This window comes from Stenotrophomonas sp. Sm10 (assembly GCF_030985515.1).
Lineage (GTDB): Bacteria > Pseudomonadota > Gammaproteobacteria > Xanthomonadales > Xanthomonadaceae > Stenotrophomonas > Stenotrophomonas hibiscicola.
This window is the reverse complement of record NZ_JAPTFO010000099.1, coordinates 1-12,251: the sequence shown is the minus strand read 5'-3', so window position 1 is coordinate 12,251 and position 12,251 is coordinate 1. Positions and strand designations below refer to the sequence as shown.

Here is a 12,251-nt window from a genome sequence, read left to right as displayed (position 1 = left end):
CGATAGGTCGCCACCCAGCGCCTGACCGTGGAGGCCTCCAGGCTGTGGCGACGAGCAACGGCTTTGACTGATGTGGACGTCTTGCAGGCCTCTTTGGCGACCTGCAGTTTGAAACGAGCGTCGTACCTGTTCATGTATCCCTCGGGGTTGGATCTGGCGTCCAACTCCCGGGGGTCACTTCATGGATGGGTTTACGGCGTGTCCCGCGAACCCATCCCGCCCGGCCCAATCGCATGAAACGTATTCCGCGACCACGCCACGAGGGGCTGCGCCGTTGGCTGGAACCTACGGCCACCAGCCACGCCCGAACCGGGCGAAATGATCGGCCGCCCGTTCAAACGGGTTGCGCGCACTCACCCCGCCGCACAGCAGGTATACCGGCAGGTACAGCGGGCCCAGCACCATGTACTGGTACACGTGCGCACGTTCGTGATCATCCAGCCGGATCAGCGGTTCCACGCCCCACCCCGCCTGATGCGCATAGGTGCGGCAGGAAATGCCCAGGTCATGGCCGGTATGCAGGATCACGTTCCCCAGCGTGATCGCCCCGCCTGGCCCCCACGGCCAGCGGTCGAACACCAGCGCACAGTCGCGCGCGCTCCAACGCAATGACGCGCCGCCGAGCATACCGGCCAGGCCGCCAATCAGGCCGAGCAGCGAATTGGGCAACGTCCATGCTGCGCCCAGCATCTGCAGCGCACGCAGCCACAGCGGCCAGGGTCGAGCGGCCGTGTTCAATCGGCCTCGTTCGGCATCAGCAGCCACAGGATCAGGTAGATCAGAATGCCGGGGAAGGCGGCCGAGCCAATCGATATCAGCACGAACACGATCCGCACCAGCGTGGGGTTCCAGCCGAAGCGGTGGGCGATGCCGCCCATCACGCCGGCGATCATGCGATCGTTCAATGAGCGCGACAGCGTCTTGGGCGTGGTGTTCATGGCAGCGGCTCCGGGAAACGGACAAGGCAGTCGAGCATGGCTGGACTCTACACCGCCCCGATGTCTACGGCGTGCGGTGGCGCAGGGCCTGCAGGCGTGCGCCGAACCAGGTGGCTGCGGTCTGTTCAGGCTGACCCGGGCACTGGATGCGGTAAGGCTTGCCGCTCATGCTGCTCTGGCTGGCGGCGCGCTCGATGAACTGCTCGGCGCTGTCCACCATGTCCTTCTTCAGCAGGTAGTCGTACTTGCGCTGCAGATGGGCGCGCGCATCGCTGCCGTCGTACCAGCTGCCATTGCGCTGGAACCGGCACTGCGAGCCGTCCAGGCTGGCGATCAACTGGGCGATCTCCCGCCGTGCATCCGCACTGGGTGCGGCCTGGGCAAGTGGCGCTGCCAGCAGTACCGCAAGAATCAACAAAATCCGGTACGTCATCATCCCTCCAAGTCAGTCGAGCAGGGCCCGACTCTACAGGTCGCGCGCCTTCAGCCAGCCATCGATCGTGGCCGGCACTTCGCGCTGCGCGCGGCCGGACACGTAGATACCAATATGGCCACCGCGGAAACTGGACTCGGTGTAGTCATCCGTACCCAGGCGCCCGCGCATCGCGCGCGAGGCGTCCGGTGGCACCAGATGGTCCTGCTCGGCGTAGATGTTCAACACCGGCAGCGTCACCTGCGACAGATCCACCGCTTCGTCGCCGATCCGTACCGTGCCCTTCATCAGGCCATTGGCCTGGTAGAACTGCTTGATGAAATCGCGGAACGCCTCGCCCGCCAGGTCCGGCGAATCGAAGATCCACTTTTCCATGCGCAGGAAGTCCTCCAGCGCCGCCTTGTCATCGAGGATGTCGAGCAGGCCCACGTACTTCTGCACATTGAGGCGGAACGGCTTGAGCATCAGGTAACTGGCATTCATCAGGTCGGCCGGGATGTTGCCCAGCGTATCCACCAGCAGGTCCACATCCACCTGCCGCGCCCAGTGCGAGAGCATGTTGTCGGCGGTCTGGAAATCGACCGGGGTGACCATGGTGATCAGCTTGCCCAGCTTCTGCCGGCGCAACGCGGCGTAGCAGAGTGCGAACACGCCGCCTTGGCAGATACCCAGCAGGTCGACCGGGCCACCACTGCGCGCACGCAGCGCATCGACGGCACCATCGATGTAGCGCAGCAGGTAGTCCTCCAGGGTCTGGAAGCGCTCCGAGCGATCCGGGTAGCCCCAGTCCAGCACGTACACGTCCTGGCCCAGCGCCAGCAGCTTCTGCACCAGCGAACGGTCGGCCTGCAGGTCGACCATGTACGGACGGTTGACCAGCGCGTAGACGATCAGCAGCGGCGTACGCCGGGTCGGTGACTGTTCGCCGACGAAGCGGTACAGCACCACCTTGCCGTCGCGCCAGACTTCCTCGCGCGCGGTCACGCCATAGTCCACGTCTTCCACCTGCGGCAGCAGCTTCAGCCCCTCCATCAGCTTGCGCTGCATGGCCAGGGTCTCCTGCATCAGGTCATCGGCGTTGAAGCCCAACGGTCCCTTCATCGGTCACGCGCCCGTGAGGAGGTGCGAGATTGGGGCTTTTTCGCAGCCGCCTTTTTTGCAGGCGCCTTCGTTGCCGGTGCGGTCTTCTTCGCGGCCTTGCGCGCGGCAGGCTTCACTTTTGCCGGCGCCGGCTGCGCAACCGGATCGACCGCAGCGGTTCCGGCCTGCACTGCCACCTGCGCCTGCAGGCGGCGCAGGCTGCGCTCCAGCTCGGCGATGCGGCGGTGTGCGGCATCCATCTCGCTGCGGGTCGGCAGGCCGATACGTTCACTCATCTGTTCCACCTCGCGCTGCAGGCCGGCACGCAGGCGCATCTGCGCGTTGCCCAGCGAGGCGTACACCTGCTGGAACGGTTCGGACATGGCGACCTTGGCGTAGGCCTCCTCGGCCACTTCGATCCACAGGTCGAACATCGCGCGGGCGCTGGTCAGCTGGCTGCCCGGCTGTTCGTGCTCGGCCAGGCGCTGCTCGAACAACGCAAAGGCCTCGTCCAGTGCCCGCTTGATCAGGTCGACATAGGCGCGCGAATGCTGCTGGTATTCTTCCTGCGCACGCAGCAGGGCCTGCCAGCGCGCCTGGTGCTCGCGGCCGGGGCCGAATGCCGGGCTCTGCAGCCATGGGCCCGCCTGCAACTGGAATTGCTGCAGCCATGCGGCGAATTCGGGCACGGCGGCGCCGGCGTGGGTGCTGCCACGGGCCCCTTGCAGCATCCATTGCAGCATGCCATCGCCCTGCCCCTGCACCGCCTCACGCCAGGCCTGGGCCACATCGGCACTGCTGGCGTCGCGGCCGGCAAACCGAGCGGCGACCTCTTGCATGGTGCCGTACCAGCTCCCGGCCTGTTCGCGGAACCGGCGCACGGCATCTTCCGGCGCGCCTGGGCCCTGTTCCGGCAACAGCTGGCCCCACCAGTCGAACAGCCGTTGCCAGCTGCTGGGGTCGTCACCGGCCGGTGCGCCGGGCGTGCCCGCGTGGCGCAGGGCATCGCCCCAGGCGCCGAAGTACTGCCGGGCCAGGGTCTCGAAATCACTGCTGCCGGCGTCGTGGGCCGAGCTGGTCATCGCAGGCCTCCGCAGGGCTGGCTCATGGCTTGGGAATGCGCAGGGTCTTGCTGATCATCAGCGACCCGGACAGGGCGAACAGCAGCACCATCGGGTGCAGCTGCCACGGGCCGATCTGCCACTGGCCGAACCAGATGTTCTGGCCGATGGCATCGGTACCGGCGGCGATCGCCAGCACGATCACCAGCACCAGGCTGGTCGGGATAGGGGTGCCTTCAAAATACGTGACCTTGCCCTCGTCGCCGGTCATTGCCTCGGCGGTGACGTTGTAGCGCGCCAGGCGGCTGACGCCACAGCAGACGAAATAGCTCAGCACCAGCCAGTCCCAGCCGCCCTGCATGCCACATGCATAGGCCAGCGCCGCCGGCGCGACGCCGAACGAGATCACGTCGGACAGCGAATCCAGCTCGCGCCCCAGGGTGGAGCTGGACTTGCGCCAGCGCGCGATGCGGCCGTCGAGGGCGTCGAAGATGAAGGCCAGCGGTATCAGCGCCATGCCGAACAGCAGGTAGCCGCGCTCGCCGTCCTGCAGGAAGCGCATTGCGGCAAACACCGCACCGGTGCCGCAGAAAGCATTGGCCAAGGTGAACCAGTCGGCCAGCTGGAATTCGCGCAGCATCGAGAAGTGACGTTTCATGGGGTCTCACGGAGCATCGAGGCCCACAGGTTACCGCGAGCGCCGCTGCCGGCGACAGCGCCGGCAGGCCGCGGCCTTCACTGCTCCCTCACGCACCCTCACCGGCGGTGAATTTTTCGCCACCCATCTTGACAGCCTAGGGGGGTGGAGCCTGTCGCGGCTTATCCACAAAGTTGCCCACGCGTAATCCACACCCCCTGTGGACAACCAGATCTCACCGACTGCGACGCTGGACATTTCCTCATCACCCTGCAGCGGGGTTTCCCTACTTCCCAAGCCGCAAGGTCAGCGCTATGGTCATCGGCGGACCCGCCGCCGCCACGTCCGAATCTCTTCAATGGACGACGACGATGCTGGATGCTTCCACCCTGGCCGCGCAGCTGCGGCAGCCCCATGGCGACGCCGCACTGGCGGTGGCCGACTCGATGAACCGCAGCAACAGCGCCCTGAACCTGGCCGCGATCGGGCTGCTGGCGGTGGCGGCCGGCGAACGCATCCTGGAGATCGGCCCCGGCAATGCGGCCTTCGCGCCCCAGCTGTTGCAAGCGCCGGGCAGCCAGTACCTGGGCGTTGAACTGTCCGCCGCCATGGTCGAGGCCGGCAACCGGCGGCTGGCCAGTGCCGGCCTGGGCGACCGGGCCGCGATGCGGCTTGGCGATGCCCATGCGCTGCCGGTGGACGAGGCATCCGTGGATGCCGCACTGGCGGTCAACACCCTGTACTTCTGGCCAAACCTGGCCCCGGTGCTGGACGAGCTTGCGCGCGTACTGCGCCGGGGAGGGCGGCTGTGCCTGGCGTTCGGCGATGCGGCCTTCATGCGCAGCCTGCCGTTTGCCGCCGATTTCCAGCTGCACGAACTGGACGCAGTTGAGCTGGCGATGCGCGTGTCGGGATTCAACATCTCGGCCTGGCGCAGCCATCGCGAAACTGCTGCCGGCAATGACGGGCAGACGCGGGAGAAGCATTTCCACCTGCTGCTGGCGCATCGGCGCTGATTGCCGCCGGGCATGGCCCGGCGCTACCCGACCCGCATCGGCGTGGATTTTCGCCGGATGCGATCCGACCGAGCGGTGGAGCCGGCCGCTGGCCGGCTGCCCCGGCAATGGCGCTGCGGTCAGGCCGCCGCCGGCAACCGGCTGCGCCACCTCGCGAAACACATCATTTGCAGCACCAGCATCGCCACCAGTCCCAGCGGCCACGCCCACCACAGGCCGGTCAGCCCGTGCCGCGCCTGCAGCCACATCGCCAGTGGCAGCTCCAGCAGCAACACCGCTGTCATGCCCAGCAACGCCGGCAGCAGCACAGTCCCGCTGCCGCGCATCACGCCGACCAGCACCGTGGTGCCGCCCATCGCCAGTACGCCCCACACCACCGTGCGCAGCTGAAGTGCGGCCAGTTCGCGCACCTCCGGCGCCGCCAGGATCAGGCCGGTCAGCCACGGCGCCAGCGCCATCACCAGCAGCACCACGACCGTCAGCATCGCCAGGCCCAGCAGCACCCCGGTGCGGGCAATGGCGGGCAATCGTGCCGCACGTCCTGCCCCCATCGCATGCGCGGCGAGGATGGTGGCGGTGATGCCCAGCGACATGGCCGGCAGCTGCACCCAGCTCATCAACTGGTTGACCGCACCGTAGGCCGCCGTGGCGGTGTAGCCATAGCGGTTGATCCAGCCGAGCAACACGATCTCGGCAATGGCCAGGCTGAGCATCTGCAGCGAGGACGGCACGCCGATGCGCAGCATCGAACGAATGATCGCGCCATCGAATCGGATGGCCCGCAGCAGCTCATGGCCGGGTGCCAGCGGATGCCCCAGGCGATGCCAGCTCCACAGCAACCAGACCAACGCCAGCAGCGAGGCAAATGCTGCCGACACCGCGGCACTGGCCGCGCCCAGCTGCGGCAGGCCGCCCCAGCCGAGGATCAGCAGTGGCGTGCACAGCAGGCCGAGCACGGTCGCCAGCAGCAGCGCGTGCAGCGGCGTCTTTGCATCACCCACCGCGCGGCTCACGGCCGTCGCCAGCCACAGCAGGAAGAACACCGGCGCACTCAGCAGCAGCACCCGCGCATAGACGATGGACTCACCGAGGATCGGTGCCGGTGTACCCAGTGACATCAGAAGCTGTGGTGCGAAACCGCTCCCCAGGGCCATCACCAGCACCGACAGCACAAGGATCAGCGCCACCGCACTGCCAGCCACCGCGCGCACCTGCTGCGGCCGAACCGCGCCCCAGGCGTGCCCGATCAGCACCATCGCGCCGGTCGCCAGGCCCATCACCAGGGCCAGCAGCAGGAAGAAGACCGGGAAGAACGCAGCGGCCACGGCCACCGCCTGGGTACCGAGCAGATGGCCGAGGTAGATGTTGTCCAGCGTGCCTGCGGCCAGCTGCAGCGCATTGGTCAGCAGCATCGGCAGCAGCAGGGCCAGGTAGGTGCGCCACAGAGGCGGCGCGACCAGGGGCGTGGGATGTACAGGGGAGTTCATGGGGTTCTCTGGGCAAGGCGCTGCCCTGCCCGGCGTTTCCACCAGCAAAGCAAGCACAAGGGACCGGGCCGTGGCCCGCGATCAGGTGGCGCCGCCGCTCAACGACGGCGCGATGGATCAGCCGTCAGCGCTGTCGAACGCCAGACGCAGGGCGTGGTCGCGCACATCCCTGGGCCAGGAACGCAGCACCGCTTCCAGGCCCGCACGGTCGTGCGCGAACAGCACGCGGATGGCCTCCTCGAAGCCCGGCAGGTCGCCGGCGATGGTCTGCAGGAAGTGATAGGCGCGTTCGGCATCGCGACGCCGGCGGTCCTTGTCCGCACCGGCGCGGCTGGCCGTCTCCACCAGTTTTCGCAATGCCACCGAGGCGCCGCCCGGCTGCTCGGCCAGCCAGGCCCAATGGCGCGGCAGCAAGGTCACTTCACGGGCGACCACGCCCAGCTTGGGGCGGCCACGGCCACGCGGGGTCGCAGCGTCTTCGGCAGTGATTTCGGCATCCGCCTCGTCAGAGGGGGGAAACGCTTCGGTTACCCGCGCCAGCAGTTCCTCGTCACTGCCGCGCGTATCGAAATCGCGGGTGCGACCGGTGGCGTTGTCGAACACCAGCAATGGTCCGGCAGCGTTGTCGGCGCGCAGCCGCTTGAGCGCCAGTGCCGCCACTTCCGGGCTGCCGCAGGCAACAAGGCGATGGCCGTCGAAACAACTGAAAGGAGGGAGTCGGGACGCAGGCATGGCAATGGCATCAGAGGTGATGCGCGAATATTGCCCGGGTAATTTATGACTGTCAATATTGCCCGGGTATTAATCGACCAAAAGAGCGTGCCAACCCAGATTGGCACTCCCCGGAATGGTTGGCACCAACCCGATTCCCTGGTTCACAGCCGGCTGTAGGACCAACTGACCATGCGCCCGTCCTTGTACGGCATCACCCCGTGGAACGGGCGCGGGTCGGCGTCGAACACCAGCGGCAGGAAGTTGCGGTCGCCTTCCCACATCGGCAGCGTGTCCAGCTTGTCCAGGTCCACCCACTCCAGCGTACCTTCGTGGTTGCCGCCGTGCGGGGTACCTTCGAAGCTGTCGATGACGAACACGAAGCCCAGCCAGTCCTCACCGTGCTTGCCGAATCCCGGCCAGCTGATGGTGCCGCGCAGGCGCATGCCGGTGCAGTCGATGCCGGCTTCCTCGGCGATCTCGCGACGCATGCCTGCCGCGACGTCTTCAGTCGGTTCGATCTTGCCACCCAGCCCGTTGTACTTGCCCAGATGATGGTCACCGGGACGGGTATTGCGATGGATCATCAGCACCTGGCGACGATCGGGCGACAGCACGTAGCCCAGGGTGGCGACGATCGGGGTGTACGGCATGGGCAGCATCCAGCGGCAGGTGAGCCGTGGATTATGGCCGATCAGCGCACCAGCGACAGGCGGCGTTCGGCGGGCGCCGCGACGCCATCGGCATCGCGGCGCAGCGTGGCCACGCCGTGGCCGCGCTCGGCCAGGTACTCCAGCCACTTGCCGAGGAAGGTGTTCATCCGCATGCGGTGGCTGATCAGCTCCGCCGGCGGCGGGTACAGCCCCATGGTGTCCTGCCAGCGGCGGCCGACGTAGCAGTGGGTGGTCTCGGCCTGGCGCGCGTCACGGTACAGGCGAACATAGGCCGATGGATCAGGCTCGCCAGTGACCGGGTCGGCCAGGTCGTAGGTCAGCCGCAGTTCCACCGTGTAGCGGTGGCACTCGATCACGTCCAGGCGAACGTCCAGGCCATCGCCGACCGAGGAGACGTAGCTGCCCGTCATCAGTCCAGCCGGTTCGAACAGGCGCACCAGATGGCGGTAGTTCTCCGCGTACAGGCCCATGAGCCAGCTCAGCCGGCTCAGGCGGGGAATGCGTTCGGTACGGGGCAAGGCTCGGGCCATGGGTCGATCCTACACGTTGGTGCTTCAACGTGGGGGCGGGATCACCCCGACCAAAGGGGCCCGGTATCGACCAACGGTCGATACCCACCGTGCAGGAGGGTCGATGCCCCAGCGCAGGAGGGTCATCACCCCGGAGGTAGGCCACGACCGTTGGTCGTGGCGCACGGATCAATACAGCTCGCGCTGCAGCCCCAGCGTGGCCAGCACCTTGCTGGAAATCTCCTCGATCGAGGTATGCGTGGTGCTCAGGGTCGGAATCCGCTCCATGCGGAACATGGTCTCGGCCGCGGCCACCTCGCGCTTGCAGGTGTCCAGGTTGGCGTAGCGCGAGTTCGGGCGGCGCTCCTGGCGGATCTGCTGCAGGCGGTCCGGGTCGATGGTCAACCCGAACAGCTTGCGTCGGTAGTTGCGCAGGCGCGGCGGCAGGCGGTCGCTTTCCAGGTCCTCGTCGGTCAACGGGTAGTTGGCCGCGCGCACCCCGTAATGCAGGGCCAGGTAGATGCAGGTGGGCGTCTTGCCGGCGCGCGACACCGCCACCAGGATCACGTCGGCATCGTCGTAGTTCACCGCAATGCCATCGTCATGGGTCAGGGCGAAGTTCATCGCGTTGATGCGGCGGTGGTAGGTATCGAAATCGACCATGCCGTGGGCCTGGCCGACCCGGGCCAGGCGCGGGCTGGCCAGTTCACGCTCCAGGGGCTCGATGAACGGCGCGAACACATCCAGCATCAGCGCCCCGCTGTCGGCCAGGATCAGGCTCAGGCTCTGGTCCACGCAGGAGTTCACCACGATCGGCCGGACCTGGTAGCGCTCACCTGCCGCCTGGATCCGGGCGCAGGCTTCACGCGCTTTTTCGGGGTCGTCGACAAACGACATTCGGTCGGTAATGAAGCTGAATCCGGAGAACTGGGTCAGCAGGCTATGCCCAATGGTTTCAGCGGTGATACCGGTTCCATCGGAAACGTAGAACACCGGACGGATGGTCGACATGCGCGCTTTTACCCCCTACGAAGCTTAAAAAGGCCGCCAGCACAAGCTTGTGCCGACGGTGCTCTGCCCGGCATCATATCGGCTTCTTCCTACGGACGCGGCCACTCAGCCCGCCTCGGGCGATGGCCAAACGGAGCATCGCGCTTGAACGAGAACATCCTGTGGTTGCACGAACTGCGTCTGGCCGATCTGGCCCGCGTAGGCGGCAAGAATTCGTCCCTGGGCGAGATGATCGGCAACCTGGCCGGTCTGGGCGTTTCGGTGCCGGGCGGTTATGCCACCACCGCTGAAGCCTTCAAGGACTTCATCGCGCACAACGACCTGTCCAAGCGCATCTTCGACAGGCTGGCCACGCTGGACGTCGAGGACGTCAATGCGCTGACCGCCGCCGGCAAGGAAATCCGCGGCTGGGTAATCGACGCCCCGCTGCAGCCGCAGCTGGACCAGGACATCCGCACCGCCTATGCCAAGCTGAGCGCCGAGAATGGCGGCGGCGACGTTGCCGTGGCCGTGCGTTCGTCTGCCACCGCCGAGGATCTGCCGGATGCGTCCTTCGCCGGACAGCAGGAAACCTTCCTCAACGTGACCGGTGCCGACGACGTCGTGCACAAGGTCAAGGAAGTGTTCGCCTCGCTGTACAACGACCGCGCCATCGCCTACCGCGTGCACCACGGTTTCAAGCATGAGGACGTGTTCCTGTCCGCCGGCGTGCAGCTGATGGTGCGTTCGGGCGTCGGCTCCTCCGGCGTGCTGTTCACCCTGGACACGGAGTCCGGCTTCCGCGACGTGGTGTTCGTCACCTCCTCGTTCGGCCTGGGCGAGATGGTCGTGCAGGGCGCGGTCAATCCGGACGAATACTACGTCTACAAGCCCACCCTGCAGGCCGGCAAGCCGGCGATCCTGCGCCGCTCGCTCGGCAGCAAGGCGATCCGCATGGTGTATTCGGATGTCCCCGGTGAGCGCGTCCGTATTGAAGACACCCCGGCCGAACTGCGCACCACCTTCTCGATCAGCGACGAGGACGTGCAGGAACTGGCCAAGCAGGCGCTGGTCATCGAAAAGCACTACGGCCGCCCGATGGACATCGAGTGGGCCAAGGACGGTGTCAGCGGCAAGCTGTTCATCGTGCAGGCGCGCCCGGAAACGGTGAAGTCGCGCAGCCACGCCACCCAGATCGAGCGCTTCGCGCTGACCGAGAAGGGCGGCAAGGTGCTGGCCGAGGGCCGTGCCGTCGGCGCCAAGATCGGTTCGGGCGTGGCCCGCGTGGTGAAGACGCTGGACGACATGAACCGCGTGCAGCCGGGCGACGTGCTGATCGCCGACATGACCGATCCCGATTGGGAACCGGTGATGAAGCGCGCCTCGGCCATCGTCACCAACCGCGGTGGCCGCACCTGCCACGCCGCGATCATCGCGCGCGAGCTGGGCGTGCCAGCCGTGGTTGGTTCGGGCAACGCGACCCAGGTCATCGAGGATGGCCAGCTGGTCACCGTCAGCTGCGCTGAAGGCGATACCGGCTTCATCTACGAAGGCAAGCTCGGCTTTGAACGCACCACGACCGATCTGGGCAACATGCCGCCGGCCCCGCTGAAGATCATGATGAACGTGGCCAACCCGGAACGTGCCTTCGACTTCGGTCAGCTGCCGAACGCCGGCATCGGCCTGGCCCGCCTGGAAATGATCATCGCCAGCCACATCGGCATCCATCCGAATGCGCTGCTGGAATACGACCGCCAGGACGCCGCGACCAAGAAGAAGATCGACGAGAAGATCGCCGGCTACGGTGATCCGGTCAGCTTCTACGTGGACCGCCTGGCCGAAGGCATCGCCACCCTCACCGCCTCGGTTGCACCGAACCCGGTGATCGTGCGCCTGTCGGACTTCAAGTCCAACGAGTACGCCAACCTGATCGGCGGCAGCAACTACGAGCCGCACGAAGAGAACCCGATGATCGGCTTCCGCGGCGCCAGCCGTTACGTCGACCCGAGCTTCTCGGCCGCCTTCGCGCTGGAGTGCAGGGCCGTGCTGCGCGTGCGCAACGAAATGGGCCTGGACAACCTGTGGGTCATGATTCCGTTCGTGCGCACCCTGGAAGAAGGCCGCAAGGTCGTCGAGGTGCTGGAACAGAACGGCCTGAAGCAGGGCGAGAACGGCCTGAAGATCATCATGATGTGCGAAGTGCCGTCCAACGCACTGCTCGCCGATGAGTTCCTGGAGATCTTCGACGGCTTCTCGATCGGCTCCAACGACCTGACCCAGCTGAGCCTGGGCCTGGACCGCGACTCGTCGATCGTCGCGCACCTGTTCGACGAACGGAACCCGGCAGTGAAGAAGCTGCTGTCGATGGCGATCAAGGCAGCACGTGCCAAGGGCAAGTACGTCGGCATCTGCGGCCAGGGCCCGTCCGATCACCCCGATCTGGCCGAATGGCTGATGCAGGAAGGCATCGAGTCGGTGTCGCTGAACCCGGACACCGTGGTTGATACCTGGCTGCGCCTGGCCAAGCTGAAGGCCAACGGCTGATGCCGTGATGGGCTGACGTCGCTTTCATCGACGTCCGCCCATACTGCTGCTGCACGCAAGCCCCGCCTCTGCGGGGCTTGCTGTTTCTGGCGTCCGCGCACGCCCTGCCCCACGCAGACATCGCTACGCAACAAAGGACTTCCGCATGATCGCCGCCGCACCTCCCACCCC

General features: G+C 66.5%; 14 protein-coding genes. 2 read left to right on the top strand and 12 right to left on the bottom strand.

Annotated elements, in window-relative coordinates; all coding sequences use genetic code 11:
* The 7 genes from O0J15_RS18865 to O0J15_RS18835 form a co-directional block, all read right to left on the bottom strand.
* Positions 1 to 134 (bottom strand): transposase (locus O0J15_RS18865; RefSeq protein WP_180877632.1); only part of this gene is annotated, 134 nt, incomplete at its 3' end.
* Positions 135 to 285: 151 nt separating this feature from the next.
* Positions 286 to 738 carry a hypothetical protein gene (locus O0J15_RS18860; protein WP_019660259.1) on the bottom strand — a complete coding sequence of 151 codons (453 nt, stop codon included), beginning with the start codon at positions 736 to 738 and terminating at the stop codon, positions 286 to 288.
* Complete coding sequence (locus tag O0J15_RS18855; RefSeq protein WP_058981420.1) at positions 735 to 938, bottom strand: PspC domain-containing protein; 204 nt, start codon at positions 936 to 938, stop codon at positions 735 to 737. Before O0J15_RS18855 ends, O0J15_RS18860 begins: the two co-directional genes overlap by 4 nt.
* A gap of 64 nt (positions 939 to 1,002) precedes the next feature.
* Positions 1,003 to 1,371: a YfeK family protein gene (locus O0J15_RS18850; protein WP_026347052.1), complete on the bottom strand. Its 369-nt coding sequence runs from the start codon at positions 1,369 to 1,371 to the stop codon at positions 1,003 to 1,005.
* A 33-nt stretch (positions 1,372 to 1,404) separates the two neighbouring features.
* Positions 1,405 to 2,472: a class III poly(R)-hydroxyalkanoic acid synthase subunit PhaC gene (phaC, locus tag O0J15_RS18845; RefSeq protein WP_134730757.1), complete on the bottom strand. Its 1,068-nt coding sequence runs from the start codon at positions 2,470 to 2,472 to the stop codon at positions 1,405 to 1,407.
* A complete protein-coding gene (gene phaE / locus O0J15_RS18840; RefSeq protein WP_227844449.1) occupies positions 2,469 to 3,533 on the bottom strand; it encodes a class III poly(R)-hydroxyalkanoic acid synthase subunit PhaE in 1,065 nt (354 codons plus the stop codon). Before phaE ends, phaC begins: the two co-directional genes overlap by 4 nt.
* A 22-nt stretch (positions 3,534 to 3,555) precedes the next feature.
* Entirely contained in the window at positions 3,556 to 4,170 is a 615-nt protein-coding gene (locus O0J15_RS18835) for a phosphatidylcholine/phosphatidylserine synthase (protein ID WP_019660264.1), read from the bottom strand.
* A 350-nt stretch (positions 4,171 to 4,520) separates the two neighbouring features.
* On the opposite strand from O0J15_RS18835, the gene O0J15_RS18830 reads away from it, so the two are divergent.
* Positions 4,521 to 5,165, top strand: coding sequence for a class I SAM-dependent methyltransferase (locus O0J15_RS18830; RefSeq protein ID WP_227844450.1), 645 nt, complete (start codon positions 4,521 to 4,523; stop codon positions 5,163 to 5,165).
* Positions 5,166 to 5,284: 119 nt separating this feature from the next.
* On the opposite strand, the gene O0J15_RS18825 is transcribed toward O0J15_RS18830, so the two are convergent.
* The 5 genes from O0J15_RS18825 to O0J15_RS18805 form a co-directional block, all read right to left on the bottom strand.
* Entirely contained in the window at positions 5,285 to 6,652 is a 1,368-nt protein-coding gene (locus O0J15_RS18825) for an MATE family efflux transporter (protein ID WP_227844451.1), read from the bottom strand.
* Positions 6,653 to 6,769: 117 nt separating this feature from the next.
* A complete protein-coding gene (locus O0J15_RS18820; protein WP_227844452.1) occupies positions 6,770 to 7,384 on the bottom strand; it encodes a DUF2239 family protein in 615 nt (204 codons plus the stop codon).
* A 143-nt stretch (positions 7,385 to 7,527) separates the two neighbouring features.
* Positions 7,528 to 8,016 carry an 8-oxo-dGTP diphosphatase gene (locus O0J15_RS18815; protein ID WP_005410095.1) on the bottom strand — a complete coding sequence of 163 codons (489 nt, stop codon included), beginning with the start codon at positions 8,014 to 8,016 and terminating at the stop codon, positions 7,528 to 7,530.
* Between the two features lie 41 nt (positions 8,017 to 8,057).
* Positions 8,058 to 8,567, bottom strand: coding sequence for a DUF1249 domain-containing protein (locus O0J15_RS18810; protein WP_134730765.1), 510 nt, complete (start codon positions 8,565 to 8,567; stop codon positions 8,058 to 8,060).
* Between the two features lie 168 nt (positions 8,568 to 8,735).
* The gene (locus tag O0J15_RS18805) at positions 8,736 to 9,557 is read right to left on the bottom strand and encodes a pyruvate, water dikinase regulatory protein (protein ID WP_005417170.1); all 822 of its coding nucleotides are present in this window, start codon (positions 9,555 to 9,557) and stop codon (positions 8,736 to 8,738) included.
* A gap of 144 nt (positions 9,558 to 9,701) precedes the next feature.
* Here O0J15_RS18805 and ppsA point away from each other — a divergent pair, with 144 nt between their 5' ends.
* Positions 9,702 to 12,080 carry a phosphoenolpyruvate synthase gene (gene ppsA, locus O0J15_RS18800; RefSeq protein ID WP_111099058.1) on the top strand — a complete coding sequence of 793 codons (2,379 nt, stop codon included), beginning with the start codon at positions 9,702 to 9,704 and terminating at the stop codon, positions 12,078 to 12,080.
* The last annotated feature ends 171 nt before the right edge of the window (positions 12,081 to 12,251 follow it).